Below are 17,642 nucleotides of genomic sequence, written 5' to 3' on the forward strand. Positions count from 1 at the left end.
AAGCACTTACTGTGCTCATGACTGACTTATAGAGATCAGAATGATGGGAACGCTAAGGGGAGAGGGTCAAACTTCGTATTGCGACGTCCACAAAATGGGCGCCGCAAATGTCGACAGGTAGCCTAGGCGGCTTGATTGCTGTTGCAAATCGGCAACGACGATGATTTATAGCCGGCAGGTGTAAATTTCTCGGGCCCTCAAGTGAATATAGGGGATCGGAGGAAACCCTATGACTAAATTTTCTCGTTCGTTTGACGTCGCCGCGCTCTCGGCATGGGACGCTGCTCATCCCGATAATGCCGTTCGCGAACTGTTTACCATGTGGGCCCTGCCGGGCGCGGCTAACGCTGGCAACGGCCGCCTGCGGATTGGGCTGCGGGATAAATACCTCAATTTTTACGTCAAGGGGCAGTCCGTCGCGAAGCTATCGATTGTCGCTGGTGAGCCTACGATCGACGTGCACCAAGCCTATGTCGACGGCAAGGCGCGCGACCGGAGCCCGTCTAGGACCAAGAATATCCAGTCTTATCGCATCTTCCGCGGCGCGGATCTGTCTTCGAGTGATACCATTGCCCTGTTAACTGGCTGGATCTCCACGGCCGAAACCTACGCTTCCGCTGAAAAGCGATTTGTCGATGATCTCGTTGGCGCCAATGCCGGGGTGATCGACCTGGAGATGGCACTTCCGGCAAATAAGCAGCCTGGGGAAGACCCCGTGGCTCCGCGCATGGACTTGGTTGTCGTCCAGGCTCACAAGGCCAGTCGCCCCGCCATTGCCTTCTGGGAAGCCAAGTGCGCCAATAATCCTGAGCTTCGAGCGAAAAATGGCTCGCCAAAGGTCATCGGTCAGTTGAAAAAATACTCCGACTGGGTGTCTGTCGGGGACCGCCTCTCAGAAGTAGCCGTTGCCTACCGCAATACAGCTGATGTGTTTCTGAGGATCTGCAGGCATTTTAAGGACGAAGACTGCACTGCTCCCTGCGGTGACATTTGGCGTTCGCTCGCAAATGCTGAGGCCCCTTCCATCGTATCAAAGCCTGGCATCGTGATCGGCACCTATTGGTCTGAAGGTCATCGGGAGGAGGTTGCGAGCGGCCGAATGCAGCAGTGCGCAGATAGCTTTCAGCGAAATGGTCATCGCGCCACACTGGAGAACGAAGGCGTCGCCGTTCACGAAGTTGGTCCCTTTGATGAGACCGCCGTGCTCCCGCTGCTGCCCTTGCAGCAAGTGCCAAATTGAACATGGAGCTAACGGTCCATAGAGGGACGCGCTCCATTGGCGGATCGTGCATTGAGATCAACGACGGGAACGGGCATCGGCTGGTCCTCGATGCGGGCCGCCCACTGGATGCACCGCGCGATGCGACCGGGCTGCTGCCGGAAACGCTGGACCTGTCGAGGCCGGCGTCGGTAGTGTTCAGTCATTCTCACATGGACCACTGGGGGCTGATCCAGGAGCTGCCGTCATCCTGGCCGGTTTGGGCCGGCGAAAAGTCGGCCGAACTTATGAGCCTGTCCAGCGAGCTCTTCGGAGGCACCCTGGAGCGCAACATCAATACGTGGCCGAGCCGACCGGCGCCCATGATGATAGCGGGCTATCGAGTCACGCCTATCCTTACGGACCACTCGGCGATCGATGCCCATATGCTGATGATCGAGAAAGGCGGGCGGCGAATTCTGTATGGGGGCGATTTCCGTGCCCATGGGCGGAAGTCCAGTCTCGTTGAAGCCCTTATTGCGTCACCGCCGGCCGATCTCGACGTCCTCATCCTCGAGGGCACCAACTTGCGAACGAACAAGCCTGTCATCAAGGAAAGCGAACTCGAAGACGCATTCGTCGAACTGGCAGCAGCGACGGAGCGACATGTCTTTGTTCAATGGTCGGCACAGAACATCGACCGAACCGTGACACTCTACCGAGCTGCCAGGCGGACCGGCCGCAAGCTTGTCGTGGATCTTTACGGAGCGGAGGTTCTACGTCGTGTTTCTGCCGGAACACGCCTGCCAACTCCCGGATCAGAATTTCCTGAGCTCAAAGTCGTGATCACCCCTGGCGGGAAGCGGCTTTACGCTCGCCAAGGAAGAGGCGAGTTCGTTGAGGAGATGGCAAGGAGTCCATTCGCCATTTCGCGATCTCGTCTGGTTCGTGACCGAGCCATAGTGATGACCCGCGATTCAATGCTCGACGACTTCGTCAAGGCCGGCTTGGCCTTCACTGCTGCCGACGCTTACGCTTTCTCGAACTGGAGCGGCTATCTCGATGTTGATGATCCTGAATCCGGCTGGTTTCGAGCCAAGGCAGCCGGCGCGGTGGCAGTTATGCTGCATACCTCGGGTCATGCTAGCCCGACGGACCTGTTGAGGTTTGCCACCGCGATGAACGCGAAGGCAGTCGTTCCGGTGCATGGGGTGGCCTGGGATGATCCGGGGCTGGCATTCCCCGGCATGAAACGTCTTCAAGACGGCGAAGTCTGGACCCTGCCTTGATCGTGTTGCGAGGGAGCGGTCCGTCCTGCGACCGGCGAGGAGCGGAGCGCGGAACCAGGCTCCTATGGGACGTCTGGTGTTGAGTTCATCAGTGGGGTCGTCGGACTGGGTTGCAGCATGAGTGAAAGAACCATCTGGGCAGCCACCGACGTGGGCCACGTTCGGCGTGCCAATGAAGATAGCTTCGCGGCGCCTGGCTGCCTCGTGAGCGGTCGCCCACGGGCGCAATGGCAGGGGACCATCTCCTCTTCAGAAGGGTGGGCGGTCATCGCTGACGGAATGGGCGGGCATGACGCTGGCGATGTTGCGAGTCGGGCGGTTGTTGAGACGATAAGCCGAATACCTCAGATGCTCGCCACTGAAGCCAGCATTGAGGAGGTGTTTAACCAGGCCAACGCCTCGATATATGAGCTGATTGCCTCTGGCGCCGGCCAATCTGGCATGGGCAGCACAGCGGTCGGGTTTTGTGTGACACCCGATGTCGCTCTCGGCTTTAACATCGGGGATAGTCGCCTATACGTTTTGCGGAGTGGTGAGCTCGTGCAACTGAGCGTCGATCACACATTCGATCAGGGCGCGAAACGAAGTCACGCTCTTACCCGAAGTCACGCTCTTACCCAGTGTATAGGCGGAGTGCTCGAGCCCATTCCGCTCTTCCCACATGTCGCCCGCTGGCGCCTGAAACCGGACGACATCATCCTTCTCTGCTCCGACGGCCTCACTGACATGGTTACTGATCGCGCCATCACCAGAGCCCTCGAAGCTGGCCCTTCGCATCCTGCCTGTCACCTGGTCGATGCTGCCCTGGCCGCAGGCGGGCGCGATAACGTGACAGTGGTGGTAGTCAGTCGGAGATGACAGCTGAGCCAGTCTCCTCAACTCGACGACGTCTTGGACAAACTGGGAACAAGGGCAGTGTCAGGCGCAATTGACGCTGCGAGGCGGCAAGGCTTATATCTGAAAGCCTGACGCACTATTATTCAGGTGGGCGATGATAGGAACATTTTTCGTTACTTATGGGGGAGGTGTCATGAAAATGATCGGGCGCTTTCTGCTGCTGAGCCTTTCAATAAGTTCGCAGGTTAGCGCTCAATCACTGATAACACGCGCTCCAGAACGCGGGCTGATCGATAGCTATATAGCGCAAATAAACTATCACGACCTCTTCAATTCTTCTGGGGTCAGACTGACCGAGCCTGCGGCCATCATCCGTCAGGATCGCGCCAATTACCACCGCTTTGGCCGACGAGATCCGCTAGACGAAGGAGATACATTTTTTGCGGACGCTGGAAATCGCCAAGCGCTCGAGACAATGCTTCTTAACGGCGAGATTTCATTGGACGCTGCCCATTCGATAATTGATGGTGGAGCAGTCATTCAAGTGGAAATCTATGGCCGCGGTCCGCGTGGCGACTGGGTTGAGGTAACCGTCCTGAATTAGGTCGGTCGGAACCTTTGCGCGCGAGGACAACTCAGGCTGAGCCCAACTGTCCCGAGGACGCGATGGGCGCGTGGGTTGGAGCGACACTGTCTAACCGACAGTCGGGATTTAGGCTCATGCGCTGAGCCATAGGAACGTTCGTAGTCAGCGATACCTTTGGCCGGAATGTGAACCGACGTAGTCATGCGAATCTGAAGCGTCCCAAGTTTACCGGAGGCTCCAATTTCTGAGAATGGGCCGACGGCGCGCAGAGGAGCTCCTCATTGAGATCGTCCGTGCTCGTGCGGCCTTGGTCTCTATGGCTCGCGAGATCTGGCATCAGGCGTGGCGGGAGGGGATAGAGGTGACCGAGCGCACCATCGGGCGCCCCATACCGACGATGGGATAGCGGACATAAGATGCGCACCATCTCGCCGCTACACTTTAATGCTGATGGGAATCGGCGGTCGGGGGGATTGGCGGTATCGGTCCTCCGCTACCACCTTACCCCAGACAAATCCTCCAAAGCTCGACGAACCGAACGAGACCTTCGGATTTACGTGCCAACCGCTCGCCCATCGGTTACAACGGGCGTTCCGTCGAGGCGAAGCGTTGCGCCGCGCAGGCATAGGCCGAGATGGGCGCGGCTGCGGTTTTGGCCGCCGAACGCTACGTCGTCATTGCTTCCGAACTGGATCTGCACGGTGCCAGCAAAACTCTCGATATCGGCGCCGCCACCGCCGGTGTCGGGCGTCTGGACGAGGGGCTGCGTCCAGCGCGCACGGGGGTCGATCCCCCACGCCATGTGGCCCGCAGCCCAGGCGGCGTCGTCACCCGCCGTCGAGAGGGCCTCGCGCAGCAGGAACGCGTCCAGCCCGCCCTCGATGGCGGCGATCCGGCCCGCTTTCAGACGGATACGCACAGGCGCTTCGACAAATCGCGCGAGATGGAACAGGCAGTCGCCGACGTCGAGAACGATCGTTCCTTCGGCACTCCCCTCGATCTGCGCGGCCTGCACAGAGCCCAATCCCCAGAAGTCGAGGTGCCCGGCAACGTCTGCGGCACCATAGGCGGCGAGGCCACGGCGGCCGCTCTTGTCCATGGTGACGTCGGTTCCGGCCGGCGAGGTGATGTGGATGCGCGATGATGCCTCGAGCAGCGCCGCGCCGGCAAGCGCCCTGTCGCGCACGCTTGTGTCAAAACGCAGCCGGTCGAGCACGTGCGGCGGCTCCATGCAGCACAAAACCCGCGCGCCGCGCGCCAGGGCTTTGCCGATCTCGGGACGATAATGCAGGGTATGCGAGGTCATGTAGACGACGAGGTCCGCCGCCGCGCAGATGGCGTCGAGGGCGGCAGCATCGGGGGGCGTGTTCCAGCCGAATGTGACCTGAACCGCCCTTGCGCCCAGCGCGCTCGCCGCCGCGCTGCAGGCCGCGCTATAGGCTGGCATCCAGGCCGTATCGGTGATGCCGACGCAAAGCTCGCCCTCGGCCAGCGCGCATGCGGCAAGCTGATGACGAAACAGCGCCGTCAGATCAGCGGCAAAGCCCGGCCCGTCATAGGTTCTCGCATAGGCCATCAGCGAGCCCCGTGCGTGAGCAGGGTGGTGGCGGCGAATGCCACTCCGGCCTGTGGACTGTCGTGAAGAAAAAAAACGGTTCCGACGACAAGCGTGCGCGCGAGACTTTGGTTCTCGACGGCAAGTAATGACATGGCCGGCCCCGATGTGCTGGTTCAACTGGTTTTCAGGCTACACCGTCCCCATGCGCCAGGTGAAGCGTCCCGGGTTTGCCGGCGGCTGCTATTTCCGGGAAAGAGCGCCGGCCTCCGCTGCTCAGCAAGCCCCGTCAACGACCCCCGTCGGACGTCGAAGGCAAGCACCGAGGCTTGCGTTCATCTGCGGTTCATGGAGCCAGACCGATGAGTGTCATCCCGGTAACCGGAAGCGCTTTCCATCGCATTGACGATGAGCGGGTCCGAGGGGGAAACCTCCGGGTGTATAAAACTGTCTTGGGGAACTACGAATAATGACTAAGCCTTTTGCAAACAGCCGCAGTAAAGCGGCGGTTCTCGTCTGCTCACTCATCATGCTGATGGCTGGACTTCAGCCCCTTCAGGCATCCAGCGATGGCGCCTGGGCAGAGTTCGAGCAGGACGTCCAGCAGGCCTGCCTGAGCGCAGCGCTCGGCACCCTTGCCGTCACCAGCATCCAGGTGGACCCGTATGGCTCCGAATCCTATGGCTTTGCGCTGATGGTCGGTCTTGAGGCGGGAACCGCGAACGAGCGCCAGGTCGTGTGTGCCTACGACAAGGCCTCCCAGAATGCGGAAATCAGCGGCCTCTTCGAGCGCTGATCCAACACCAGACAAGCAGCAGCTTTCAGCCGGGCAGCCAGCGGGCCGCGAGGCAATCCCGGCCGCGCGGATCTGCGCTGGCGCGTCCCTATCGCTGATGGCTGCAGGCCAGGAGATTTTTGTGCGTCATTTGAAACACTTTGGGCGCGGTATCGTGCTCTCCGGATTGGCTTTGGGGCTCATGGTGAGTTCCGCCTCCGCCCAGCAGGTCATGCAGGGGCGGATCTGGGACTTTTCCAGCTCGCACCCGGACTTCGAGACCGGCAGGGGCGGCGCGGTCATGCCGGGTCAGGTCGAACAGCAATTGGGGCCCGACGGCAAGCCGGTCTGGGCGGGGCCGAGCAACGAGGCCTTCTCGTCAAAGGAAAACTTCGACCAGTGGTACCGCGACGTGCCCGGCGTCAACATGTCGAAGCCCTATGCCCTCGAGCTGGTGGAAACGCCCGCAGGCTCGGCCAGCTATGCCATCGAGCGCTACGACTTCTTCCCCATCGACAACGAGCTGCTCGGCAACGAGGACGGCCGGTTCCTCGACACCAGGGACCAGCCGCGCAACTTCCACTACACCATGCAGCTCGCCGGTGAGTTCAGCTTCCAGAACGACACCGACCACTTCACCTTTATCGGCGATGATGACCTGTGGGTGTTCTTCGGCGGCCGGCTGGGGATCGACCTGGGGGGCACGCACCGGGCGGAAACGGCGACGATCACCGGCGCGCAGCTGCGCGAGCTGGGGCTGAGCCCGGGTGAGAGCTACCCGATCGACATCTTCTTTGCTGAGCGCCAGTCGCGGGGATCGAACTTCGTCATCCAGACGAGCTTTGACATCCAGCCTCCGGTGCCCGAGCGCCTGCCTGTCGGCGATGAAACGCAGCAGGTGATGCCGCTCCAGCCGGGTACAGAACTGGTGCGCGGCCAACGCTACTGGTCGCCTTCGGGCGAGCATTTCCTGACCCTCAACCCCGATGGCAACCTCGTCGTGGCGCGGGCCGATGGCGGCTATGTCTGGGGCTTCGATACGCAGGGCGTCGATTTCCCGCGCGTCGGAACGGTCATCTTCCAGGAGGACGGCAATCTCGCCGCCTATGCCGCGGACGGCAGCTACATCTGGTCGGCGCTGACGGAGAACCCCGATCCCGCCGCCCGGCTGGTGCTCCAGCCCAATGGTGCGCTGCAGCTCGCCACCCCCGACCGCGTGCTGTGGACCAGCATCCCCTACGATCCTGCAGCCGCAGTGGCGGCGCCTGCCGCCGATCTGCTGCCGCAGACCAATACCGGGCCGATCGAGCTCGCCTGGGCCGGCGAAGACGCGGAGATCGTGCGGGGAACGCCCGTCGAATTCGTCAGCAGCGACGGCACCGCCGCTGTCGGCAGTCGCACCGTCTTCATCCTCCGCAATGAGGCCACCGGCCAGGCCACCCTCGTCCCGGTGAATGGCGACGAAGAGGCGACCCGCACGATCGTCGAACTCGCACCGGGCACGTACTCGGTCGAAAGCCCGGCGCCATCGGTTGGCCAGTTCTCCACCTTCAGCGTCTCCAACGTCAGCGCCACCCAGATCACTGTGCCCGAAGTCGATATCGCCTGGGACCCGGTCGTTTCGGTGTCGTTCAGCATCGAGACGCAGCGTGTTGCCGTAGCGATGGTGGTGCGGCAGATCACGGCCAACAGCGTCAGCCTCGAATGGGGTCCGCTGCCCGACGTCGAGGTGGCTGAGTACATCCTGGTGCGGACGGACGGGAAGACTCCGGCCGACAATCCGGGTGCCGGCACGCCGGTGCTGCTCGCGTCTCCGACGGCGACAGCGGTCTCAGCCGAGGGGCTGGCGCCGGCCAGCGAATATACCTTCACCCTGTTCTCCACAGCGATTAGCGGTGAGGTCCTGCCGGTCCGCACCTTCACGACGGTCACGGCCAATCCGGGCGCTCAGGAAGCGGCATATGCCGTGGCGGCCAATACCATCCTGCCCACCGATTTCGCGGCCCTCGAGGCGCAGCGTGTCGGTGAGAACTGGGTGCGCGTGCGGCTCGACCCGGCCAGCCTTGAGCGCGGCAGCAGCAGCGAAATGGCCGGCCTCACCGAGGCGGCGACATCGGGTGGCGGTTGTGTCGTGGGCACGCCGTTCCTCGCGACCACCGACGTCGCCGGCGACAACAGCTTCTATGGCGTCATCGATGTATGCGAGGCCAGTGATGCGGGCGTATCGACGGCGATCGTAAATACCGATGTGCCGCTGAGCGCGGTGTTCAACTACTTCTATGCCAGCTCTGAAAACGAGATGATCTGCTACGATCCGACGACGGGTAACCCGCTCGATCCGAACGATCCGCAGTGCATCGGCATGCTGGCCGAAGCCGGTGACGACGCCTCCCCGGTCTATGAGGATGTGCCGCGCACCGCGGTCGAACTCGGCACCGGCGAGGTCCAGGTGACGCTCAGCTGGCAGAGTGGCGACGACCTCGACCTGCGGGTCACCGATCCCGGCAACGCCGTCGTCAACTGGTCGACCCCCATGGCCCCCAGTGGCGGCCTTCTCGACGTCGATGATCGCGGCGGCGATTGCGGCGTGACGAGCGACCGCGTCGAGAATGTCTACTGGCAGAGTGAACCGCCGGCCGGCACCTATCTGGTGGAGGTCTGGAACCACAAGGCCTGTCTGACGGAAACCCCGGTCGAGGCGCGTGTCCAGGTCCGCATGGGCGGCGAACTGATCATCGACCAGCCCATCGTCGTCGGGCAGGACGCACCGATCGCGTTCGACGTGGTCGAAGTGGGTCGGCAGTCGAGCCTCATGCGGCCCGGGTCCGGCCGCCATGGGCTGCCCGAGCCTGTTGCCGGAGCTGACGTCGCGCCGTGGAAGTTCGCCCTCAAACCGGGCGACAGCGTTGCGCCGTTCACCGACCTCCATAGCCGCATCCTCGTGGCTCAGGCCGGTGGCAGGGGGTCGAAGGCCGTCGACCTGATGGACAAGTGGTCGAAGGTGGATGATCTCCGCAAGTTCGACTTCAGCCCGATCTCCAACATGAAATGCGGCGGTCAGGCGGATGGCAAATTCAGCCTGGGGCCGACGTTCCGTCCCTTGTTCAAGCATGAGATCGAGCTCGAATCGGGACTGAAATGGGATGTCGAGGCCGGCATCCAGGCGGGCATCTTCCCGCTGGTCGAGTTCGGTGGCGAGTTCACCTGCGAACTCGACGTCGAAGGCAAGTCCTTCCAGCTGTTGATCAAGCCGATCCCGATCAACCTTGAGCTGAAGCCGGATCTGTCGGCGACGGCGACCGGTGGCGTGAAGCTCGAAGGACCGTCCCTGGCCGTCAGGCTGGGCGTTGCCAGCAAGGGCAAGATCACGGCCAAGACCGAATGGTGCAAGTGGATCATCCCGTGTGGGGTGAGGTTCAAGCTGGAGGACGAGTCCGTAAAGCTCATCAAGGACTTCAAGCGTGGTGAGGTGACGGCAATCGTGCAGGGCGGCCTGTCCTTCGGCATTGGCGCGCAGGCCAATATCGGCATCGGCAAAAAGAGTGCCCTGGCGACGCTGAAGGGTGGGTTCAGCTTCCGCATGTTCCCCATCGCGGCCGAGCTCAAGGGCGTCGCCGGCACGTCCAACTGCATCAAGGGCGCGCTTGGCGGGCGGCTCGCGGTCGACCTGCTGGCCGAGGCCTATATCCTGAAGCTTGGCGGCGAGTTCCGCCAGGGCATCTACGACACCGACGTCGTCGCCTATCCCAGGGCGAAGTTCGAAATCGGCAAGTGCCCCACGGACTGAGAGGCCCTGCCTTAGCCTGACGCGTTTCCGGACGCAGTGGATCCCGGTTCACGATCCGGAAACGCAACACCGCAAAGACCAGTCCTCCAACCCCTGCTCGCCTCTCGGAGAGCAGGGGTTTTGCTTATCGGCCGTGACCGGGGGGCGCGGCAAAGTTCCCCAACCAGCCGCTCCGCTGGGAAGTGCGATCTCTTCCGATCACGCCGCCACCAGCGCGGCGGGCACGGCCTCGGCGATGAAACCGCCGCCCAGCACCTCGGCCTCCGGGCCGTCATCGGCGTAAAACACGCAGGCCTGGCCCGGCGCGATGCCGAATTCTCCGGCAAAGAGCGTCACCTCGACGCTGCCACCGGCGAGCGCCACCGCTCCCGGCTGTGGCGGGCGGGTGGAGCGCACCTTGACCTCGAGCGGCAGTCCGTTGCCCGAAGCCGCCTCGGCGATGGGTCGCTCGCCCAGCCAGTTGACGTCGCGCAGCCTGACGCGGCTCGTCAGCAGAGCCTCCTTGGGCCCCACCACCACGCGGCCCGCCTTGTGGTCGAGCTTGACCACATAGAGCGGCTCACCCGAAGCGATGCCGAGCCCGCGCCGCTGGCCCACGGTATAATTGACGATGCCCTCGTGCCGCCCGAGCACCCGGCCATCCAGATGCACGATTTCCCCGCCCTCATGGGCCTCGGGATGCATCTTGCGGATGACATCGGCATATTTGCCCTGCGGCACAAAGCAGATGTCCTGGCTGTCATGCTTGTCGGCGACCAGGAGGCCGAACTCCCGCGCCAGTTCACGTACGGCTTCCTTGCCCATGCCGCCGAGCGGAAAGCGCAGGAAATCGAGCTGCGCCTGGGTCGTGGCGAAGAGGAAATAGGTCTGGTCGCGCGCCGCATCGACGGGCCGATAAAGCCGACGCCGGCCATCGACCAGCCGGCTCTGCACGTAATGGCCCGTGGCCAGCACGTCCGCGCCGAGGTCCTGCGCCACTTCGAGCAGGTCGACGAATTTGACGCTCTGGTTACAGGCGATGCACGGCACCGGCGTCTCGCCCTGCCGGTAGGCATTGGCGAAGGGGGCGATCACCGCCTCGCGGAAGCGCTGCTCATAGTCGAGCACGTAATGGGGAATGCCGAGCTGGGCGGCGACGCGGCGCGCGTCGTGGATATCCTGGCCGGCGCAGCAGGCGCCCTTGCGATGCACGGCTTCGCCGTGATCGTAGAGCTGGAGGGTCACGCCCACCACGTCAAAACCCTCGCGGGCGAGAACGCCGGCGACGACCGAGGAGTCGACACCGCCAGACATGGCAACCACCACGCGTGTTTCGGCGGGCGGCTTGGCGATATCAAGCGAATTGAGCATCATCTTTGTGGGTCCGGTTGGGTTCAAGGGCCAGCGAACGGGCAGGCTTGTAGACCGCCCCAGGCCCCGGGGCAATCCGCAAAGGCGGCAGGGGAGCCCGGCAGAAACTGCCGGGCCTGAGGCCCAACCTGCCGCCCTGACCGTCCCCGCGCAGCCCCTGCCCTTCTTAAGCCTCTGATTTTCCTCATCCCGCCAGATGGCAAGGGCCTTGCAAGGCCTCACATCGAAGACCTGTCATTTCCTCCGGCCGGAGCCCTCCGTGACCCTGCCTGTCGCCAATCTGCTGCCGATGATCGGGGCCGTTGCCGGTCGCATCGCCTCGGGCGATGCCGCCGCGCCCGAACCCGATGCCTTTGCCAAGGCTCTGGGCAGCGCGCTCGGCGGCAAGGCGGAGCAAACCATGGGCGCTGCACTCGCCGCCCTGCCCGGCAGCGACCAGGCCGATCCGCTGGCCCTCCTCGCCGACCTTGCCGAAAAGCTCGACGCCTTGCTGTCGGGTGCGGCGGGCGAAGGGCAGGATCCGCTGGCCGGCCTCCTTGCCGCTTTCCCGCAATTGCAGCAGGCGCTCGATCAGGCGATGGCCGATCGCCTGGCCGGTGTACCCAACGCCCTCCAGCCGCTGACCCAGCAGCTCGATACTCTCGCCGATGCCCTGCGCGGACTCGATCCGGCGCTGGCCGATGGGCTCGCAGGCCTTGCCGCTAAGCTTTCGGGCGAAGCACCGGACGAAGCGCTGCTGCAGCGCCTTGCGGGTCTCGCCCGCCCGGCCGCAGCCGTGACAGACCCGGCTCCCGCTTTACCGCTGATCGAAAAGCCCGAAGACAAGGGCTTCCAGAAGCCGCAGGGCCTTGCGCCACCCGTCGCGGCAGAAACGACCAGCCCGCCGCCCGCCACCAGCCGCGAGGGCAAGGAGCGCTCCGCTTCCCCCGTGCGCGAGGCGATGACCGCCGCTGCCGCCCTCGCCGCCGAGGCTGGCACCGCCTCTCAGGCATCGGGCGATACCACCACCGATGGGCCGCAGAGCTTCCAGCAGATGCTCAACCAGCACCTGCGCAGCGAGGCGGGCCTCGCCCTCAGGCCCGGTCAGGGCGCCTATCCGCAGGCGCTCGGGCAGCTCGCCGTGCCGCAGGTGGCCTTCGAGATCGCCCGCCAGGTGCAGGCTGGCCAGAGCCGTTTCCAGATCCGCCTCGATCCGCCTGAACTGGGCCGCATCGATGTCAGGCTCGAAATCGATGGTGGCGGCGGGGTCAATGCCCGGCTGACCGTCGAGAAGGCCGAAACCCTCGACCTGCTCCAGCGCGACCAGCGCACCCTCGAGCGCGCCCTCGCCCAGGCCGGGCTCGAAGGCAGCCGCACCACGCTCGAATTCTCGCTCAAGAGCGGCACCGGCGGCTTTGCCGGCCAGGGCGGCGATCATCGGCAGGGCCTCGGCAGCGGCGCCGAGGCAGGCGGCAGCACCGGCGACGCCGATACCGCCGCGCCCCATCCGGCTGCCATTACCCTTTATCGCGGCACCGCCAGCCCCGGCGGCGTCGATCGTCTCGCCTAGGAGCATCCCATGAGCGTCACCGGCATCAATGGCACCACGGCCGCGGCCAGCGGGCTCGGAGGCTCGCGCGCCAGCATCGCCGAGAATTTCGAGACGTTCCTCACGCTCCTCACCACCCAGCTCAAGAACCAGAACCCGCTCGATCCGCTCGATACCAACCAGTTCACGAGCCAGCTCGTCCAGTTCACGTCGGTCGAGCAGCAGCTCAAGACCAATGAATTCCTCGAAGCCATGGTGATGAGCACCACCACCGGCAATAACGGCCAGGCCGTCTCCTATATCGGCAGAACGGTGACGGCCTCGGGCGTGCGCTCGGAACTTGCCGGGGGCAGCGCCAACTGGAGCTTTTATGCCGAAAAGGCAGCGGACGTAACCGTCACCATCCGCGACGCTCAGGGCAATGCCGTGCACACCCATCGCGGCAATGTCGCGCAGGGCGAGAGCGTCTATCGCTGGGATGGCATGGGCAGCGACGGCAAGGCCCGCCCCGATGGCACCTATTCCATCTCCATCGATGCGCGCGATGCCGATGGCAAGCTCGTCTCGGTCTCGACCCAGATGCAGGGCGTGGTCACCGGCGTCGACTTCTCGGGCACCGAGCCCGTGCTCCTGATCGGCAATGCCCGCGTCAACCTCTCGAGCGTATCTTCGGTCAAGGCAACGCAGACCGCTTCGGGCGGTTGATGCAACGTCCAGGTTGCTGTTGATCTAGTTCAATCAAATCAACTTCTTAACTGGTTGTAAGTTTTCGCTTAGCCAAATTTTAAGCGCGATCCGCCTATGCTCGATCTCAGGTCAGGTTGAGTATGAGAGTAGAATGACCGTGCAAATGCGTCCCCGCGTGAAGTATGTCATCGGGCCCGACGGCAGTCCGCTGACCATTGCGGATCTTCCACCCAGGAATACCCGCCGCTGGGTCATCCGTCGCAAGGCGGAGGTTGTAGCAGCCGTGCGTGGCGGTCTCCTGAGCCTCGAAGAGGCTTGCGACCGCTACACATTAAGCGTCGACGAGTTTCTGAACTGGCAGGCTGCCATCGACAAGCACGGGCTTGCCGGATTGCGCACCACCTGGATCCAGCATTACCGCGAAAGCTGAACGCCCGCCTGTCGGTCGTTCCGCCCGCAAGATCAGCCCGCCAGCCCCGCGCCGGCGGGCTTTTTTGCGCCCGTCGCGATCCCGCCAAGCCCCTTCGACCCGGCAGAACCTGCCTCAATTTCGCAGTCTGCACCGGTGGTTAACCACTTGTTTACCATCCACTCGGTAATTTTTGCCTATTGGGGGCAGCTGCGTCGGAACAAAGCGCGCTGCCGATGGCACATGGTCTCGGGTCAATCGCGTGAACGCAGCGCTGCAGTTCGTCAACCGCCTCGGTCTTGCGCGGGTTGCGGCCATGGCCGTGGTCGCCGTGCTGATGCTCGGCTTTTTCGCCGTGCTCATCATGCGCGCCTCCACCCCGATGATGGCACCGCTCTATTCAGGCCTCAGCCTCGAGGATTCCAACGCCATCGTCGAGGAGCTGCGCGGCGCCGGCGTGCCCTTCGAGCTGCGCGGTGAAGGCGACACCATCGCCATCCCGCGCGACCAGATCACCACCTGGCGCATGACCCTGGCCGGCTCAGGCCTGCCGCGGAGCGGCCAGGTCGGCTACGAAATCTTCGACCAGCAATCGAGCCTGGGCGCCACCTCCTTCGTCCAGAACATCAACAATGTCCGCGCGCTCGAAGGCGAACTGGCGCGCACCATCACCTCGCTCAACCGCATCCGCACCGCCCGCGTCCACCTCGTGCTGCCCGAGCGCGAGCTGTTCCGTCGCGAGCGCAAGGACCCCTCGGCCTCCATCGCACTGGGTGTACGCGGCGAACTGACCTCGGGCGAAATCCGCGCCATCCAGCATCTCGTCGCCTCAGCCATCGAGGGCATGAGCCCGATGCGTGTCTCGATCGTGGACGACAATGGGCGCCTCCTCGCCTCGGGCTCGGGCGAAGATACGCCCGGCATGGCCGGCTCGCAGATGGAAGAGCGCGTGCTCGGCGTCGAGACCCGCCTGCGCACCCGCGTCGAGGAATTGCTCGCCGACGTGGTCGGCGCCAACCGCGCCCGCGTGCAGGTCTCGGCCGAGCTCGATCTCAACCGCCTGACCCGCACCGCCGAGACCTTCGACCCCGACGGGCAGGTGGTGCGTTCGACCCAGACGCGCGAAGTGGTCAATTCCAGCACCGGTCCGGGCCGTACCGGCGAAGTCAGCGTCGCCAACCAGCTGCCCGGGGCCAATGCCTCCAACTCCGGCGGCGGCAATGCCGAGCAGGGCTCGACCACCGAGGAAACCGTCAACTACGAGATTTCCCGCACCACCCAGACAGAAACCACAGAGGCCGGCGGCATCAAGCGCGTCTCGGTGGCCGTGGTGGTCGATGGCATCTATGCCGATGACGGGGCGGGCGGCACCGCCTGGCGTCCGCGCACGCCCGACGAGATCGCCCAGCTCACCGCCCTCGTGCGCTCTGCCGTGGGCTTTGACAGCACCCGCGGCGATACCGTCGAAGTCGTCAACATGCAGTTCGCCGAGCGCGCCGGGGCCACCGGGCCGGGCACGGCAGCAGCCGATACGCTGTTTGATTTCACCCGCGACGATCTGATGAAGGGCGCCGAGATGCTCGTGACGCTTATCATCGCGCTCGCACTGGTGCTCTTCGTCATGCGCCCGCTGCTGCGCCGGGTGATGACGCCCGAAACCCCGCTCGCCCTTTCCCCGACCGCCGCGGTGGGTGGCCCCGGCCTGCCCGTCCCGGCCAATGGCGCCGCATCCGAAACGGCTGGCGAGGGCGCCTCCCAGGTCCGCGTGCCCGATTGGGTCACCAATGCCCGCTCGGCCGGGGAAGCGCAGGCCAAGACCGTCAAGACCGTCGGCACACTCATCGAGGAAAACCCCAAGCAGGCCGCCCTCATCGTTCGTGACTGGCTGGGGAACGCCGCATGAGCATGGAAGAGGCCACCGCCGCCGCCTTTGCCGAACGCCAGCTCGTGGTCGGCGCCAATGCCAGCCGCCGCGCCCTCAATGGCGACGAGAAGGCGGCTGTCCTGCTGCTCGCGCTCGGGCCCGATGTCGGCCGCCCGATCCTCGAGGAGCTCGACGAGGAGGAGGTTCGCGTCCTCTCCCGCGCCATGGTGCGGCTCGGGCCGATCACCCCGGATATGCTCGATGATCTGCTCGTCGAGTTCGTCACCAATATCAGCGCCAATGGCACGATTGCCGGCAATACCGAAACCACGCAGCGCCTGCTGCTCTCCTTCCTCCCCTCCGACCGGGTGGATGCGATCATGGAGGAGATCCGCGGGCCGGCGGGTCGCACCATGTGGGAAAAGCTCTCCAACGTTCAGGAGGATGTGCTCGCCAGCTACCTCAAGAACGAATATCCCCAGACCATCGCCGTCGTGCTCTCCAAGATCGCGCCCGACCATGCCGGCCGCGTGCTGACCGCCCTGCCCGAAGAACTGGCGATGGATGTGGTGGCGCGCATGCTGGCGCTCGAGCCGGTGCAGAAGGAAATCCTCGAAAAGATCGAGGCCACCCTGCGTTCAGAATTCATGGCCACCCTCTCGCACGCCAAGCGCCGCGACAGCCACGAGCTCATGGCCGACATCTTCAACGCCTTCGACCGCCAGACCGAGACGCGCTTTCTCACGGCGCTCGAGGATTCCGATCGCGAGGCCGCTGAGCGCATCAAGGCGCTTATGTTCACCTTCGAGGACCTGACCCGCCTGCCCGCCTCCTCGATCCAGACGCTTCTGCAAAAGATCGACAAAAAGGAGTTGGCGCTGGCTCTCAAGGGCGCCAGCGAAACGGTCAAGGATCTGTTCTTCTCCAACATGTCCGTGCGGGCAGGCAAGCTGCTGCGCGACGACATGGAGGCCATGGGCCCGGTGCGCCTCAAGGATGTCGACGAGGCACAGGGCCGCATGGTCGCGGCCGCCAAGGACATGGCCGCGCGCGGCGAGATCATCATCACCAAGGCCAAGGGCGATGAGGAGATGATCCTGTGAGCGCTGTTCCCGCCCGCTTCACCTTCGATCTCGATCTGGGCCATCGCCCGGCCGACCGTGCCCCGCAGCCCCAGCCCGCGATGGCCGAGGCAGCGCTGGTTGCCCGTATCGAGGATGCGCGCCGCGAAGCCCATGCCCAGGGCGTGGCCGAGGGCGAACGCACGGCCTCAGTGCGCGCCCAGCGCCAGCTCGCCGCGGCCATCGACGCCCTCGCCAACCGCGCTGCCCAGTTCGCCATGGCCGAGACCGCCCAGCGCCGCGAGCGCCTCGCCGACGCCGTCGATCTCGCGCTCGTGGTGGCCCGCAAGCTCTCGGGCGCCGCCATCGATGCGCTGCCCCAGGCGCCGCTGGAGACGCTTCTTTCGGAGGCTCTGGCCTCGGTCGGGCGCATGCCCGGCATCGTCATCCGCTGCCACCCCGACCTCGTTGCTCATTTCGAGCCCACCGCCACGCGCATGCTCGCCGAACGCGGGCTCGAGGGCCGCGTCGTCATCGTGGGCGATGCCACCCTCGCGCCCGGCGATGGCCGCGTCGAATGGGCCGATGGCGGCATCGCGCGCGACAGCGCCGCCATCGCGGCCGAAGTCGACCGCGCGATCAGCGCCTTTCTTGCAACCGACGCCTCGCGCCCGGAGACGACGCCATGACACAAGGCAACGACCACGGCATCACCT

Annotated in this window: 14 protein-coding genes; 12 read left to right on the forward strand and 2 right to left on the reverse strand. The window is 64.4% G+C overall.

Annotation, left to right across the window (positions count from 1 at the left end):
* Positions 1-229 precede the first annotated feature (229 nt).
* The 4 genes from BT183_RS08200 to BT183_RS08215 all read left to right on the forward strand — a co-directional run bounded on the left by BT183_RS08200 (position 230) and on the right by BT183_RS08215 (position 3,928).
* Positions 230-1,240, forward strand: a complete 1,011-nt coding sequence (locus BT183_RS08200) for a hypothetical protein (protein ID WP_072340789.1) — start codon at positions 230-232, stop codon at positions 1,238-1,240.
* A 2-nt stretch (positions 1,241-1,242) separates the two neighbouring features.
* A complete protein-coding gene (locus tag BT183_RS08205; protein ID WP_072340792.1) occupies positions 1,243-2,487 on the forward strand; it encodes an MBL fold metallo-hydrolase in 1,245 nt (414 codons plus the stop codon).
* A 117-nt stretch (positions 2,488-2,604) separates the two neighbouring features.
* On the forward strand, positions 2,605-3,345 hold the full coding sequence (locus BT183_RS08210) for a PP2C family protein-serine/threonine phosphatase (protein ID WP_072340795.1): 741 nt from the start codon (positions 2,605-2,607) through the stop codon (positions 3,343-3,345).
* 172 nt (positions 3,346-3,517) lie between these two features.
* Positions 3,518-3,928 carry a hypothetical protein gene (locus BT183_RS08215; protein ID WP_072340798.1) on the forward strand — a complete coding sequence of 137 codons (411 nt, stop codon included), beginning with the start codon at positions 3,518-3,520 and terminating at the stop codon, positions 3,926-3,928.
* 535 nt (positions 3,929-4,463) lie between these two features.
* Here the strand turns inward: BT183_RS08215 and BT183_RS08220 are convergent.
* Entirely contained in the window at positions 4,464-5,486 is a 1,023-nt protein-coding gene (locus BT183_RS08220; protein WP_072340801.1) for a 2,5-dihydroxypyridine 5,6-dioxygenase NicX family protein, read from the reverse strand.
* A 448-nt stretch (positions 5,487-5,934) separates the two neighbouring features.
* Between BT183_RS08220 and BT183_RS08225 the strand changes: the two genes are divergently transcribed.
* Both BT183_RS08225 and BT183_RS08230 read left to right on the forward strand, forming a co-directional pair.
* Entirely contained in the window at positions 5,935-6,261 is a 327-nt protein-coding gene (locus tag BT183_RS08225; RefSeq protein WP_143145706.1) for a hypothetical protein, read from the forward strand.
* A 121-nt stretch (positions 6,262-6,382) separates the two neighbouring features.
* Positions 6,383-10,027 carry a fibro-slime domain-containing protein gene (locus BT183_RS08230; protein ID WP_177282431.1) on the forward strand — a complete coding sequence of 1,215 codons (3,645 nt, stop codon included), beginning with the start codon at positions 6,383-6,385 and terminating at the stop codon, positions 10,025-10,027.
* Between the two features lie 198 nt (positions 10,028-10,225).
* On the opposite strand, the gene mnmA is transcribed toward BT183_RS08230, so the two are convergent.
* Positions 10,226-11,380 (reverse strand): tRNA 2-thiouridine(34) synthase MnmA, encoded by a 1,155-nt coding sequence (gene mnmA, locus BT183_RS08235; RefSeq protein ID WP_084603341.1) that lies wholly within the window; start codon positions 11,378-11,380, stop codon positions 10,226-10,228.
* A 256-nt stretch (positions 11,381-11,636) separates the two neighbouring features.
* Here mnmA and BT183_RS08240 point away from each other — a divergent pair, with 256 nt between their 5' ends.
* The 6 genes from BT183_RS08240 to BT183_RS08265 all read left to right on the forward strand — a co-directional run bounded on the left by BT183_RS08240 (position 11,637) and on the right by BT183_RS08265 (position 17,615).
* A complete protein-coding gene (locus BT183_RS08240) occupies positions 11,637-12,926 on the forward strand; it encodes a flagellar hook-length control protein FliK (protein WP_072340811.1) in 1,290 nt (429 codons plus the stop codon).
* A 9-nt stretch (positions 12,927-12,935) separates the two neighbouring features.
* Positions 12,936-13,610 (forward strand): flagellar hook assembly protein FlgD, encoded by a 675-nt coding sequence (locus tag BT183_RS08245; RefSeq protein WP_072340814.1) that lies wholly within the window; start codon positions 12,936-12,938, stop codon positions 13,608-13,610.
* Positions 13,611-13,743: 133 nt separating this feature from the next.
* The gene (gene sciP, locus BT183_RS08250; RefSeq protein ID WP_072340817.1) at positions 13,744-14,022 is read left to right on the forward strand and encodes a CtrA inhibitor SciP; all 279 of its coding nucleotides are present in this window, start codon (positions 13,744-13,746) and stop codon (positions 14,020-14,022) included.
* A gap of 241 nt (positions 14,023-14,263) precedes the next feature.
* Positions 14,264-15,904, forward strand: coding sequence for a flagellar basal-body MS-ring/collar protein FliF (gene fliF / locus BT183_RS08255; protein ID WP_072340820.1), 1,641 nt, complete (start codon positions 14,264-14,266; stop codon positions 15,902-15,904).
* Positions 15,901-16,968, forward strand: coding sequence for a flagellar motor switch protein FliG (fliG, locus tag BT183_RS08260; RefSeq protein ID WP_072340823.1), 1,068 nt, complete (start codon positions 15,901-15,903; stop codon positions 16,966-16,968). The genes fliF and fliG overlap by 4 nt, the downstream gene beginning before the upstream one ends.
* Positions 16,965-17,615: a FliH/SctL family protein gene (locus tag BT183_RS08265; RefSeq protein ID WP_072340826.1), complete on the forward strand. Its 651-nt coding sequence runs from the start codon at positions 16,965-16,967 to the stop codon at positions 17,613-17,615. Before fliG ends, BT183_RS08265 begins: the two co-directional genes overlap by 4 nt.
* Positions 17,616-17,642: the final 27 nt, after the last annotated feature.

This window comes from Devosia enhydra, from assembly GCF_900119845.1.
Classification (GTDB): Bacteria; Pseudomonadota; Alphaproteobacteria; order Rhizobiales; family Devosiaceae; genus FPKU01.

Bases quoted from the DNA above. Each gene is read 5' to 3' on its own strand.
- BT183_RS08200 (WP_072340789.1), top strand. From the start codon at position 230: ATGACTAAATTTTCTCGTTCGTTTGACGTCGCCGCGCTCTCGGCATGG.
- BT183_RS08205 (WP_072340792.1), top strand. From the start codon at position 1,243: ATGGAGCTAACGGTCCATAGAGGGACGCGCTCCATTGGCGGATCGTGC.
- BT183_RS08210 (WP_072340795.1), top strand. From the start codon at position 2,605: ATGAGTGAAAGAACCATCTGGGCAGCCACCGACGTGGGCCACGTTCGG.
- BT183_RS08215 (WP_072340798.1), top strand. From the start codon at position 3,518: ATGAAAATGATCGGGCGCTTTCTGCTGCTGAGCCTTTCAATAAGTTCG.
- BT183_RS08220 (WP_072340801.1), bottom strand. From the start codon at position 5,486: ATGGCCTATGCGAGAACCTATGACGGGCCGGGCTTTGCCGCTGATCTG.
- BT183_RS08225 (WP_143145706.1), top strand. From the start codon at position 5,935: ATGACTAAGCCTTTTGCAAACAGCCGCAGTAAAGCGGCGGTTCTCGTC.
- mnmA (WP_084603341.1), bottom strand. From the start codon at position 11,380: ATGATGCTCAATTCGCTTGATATCGCCAAGCCGCCCGCCGAAACACGC.
- BT183_RS08245 (WP_072340814.1), top strand. From the start codon at position 12,936: ATGAGCGTCACCGGCATCAATGGCACCACGGCCGCGGCCAGCGGGCTC.
- sciP (WP_072340817.1), top strand. From the start codon at position 13,744: ATGACCGTGCAAATGCGTCCCCGCGTGAAGTATGTCATCGGGCCCGAC.
- fliG (WP_072340823.1), top strand. From the start codon at position 15,901: ATGAGCATGGAAGAGGCCACCGCCGCCGCCTTTGCCGAACGCCAGCTC.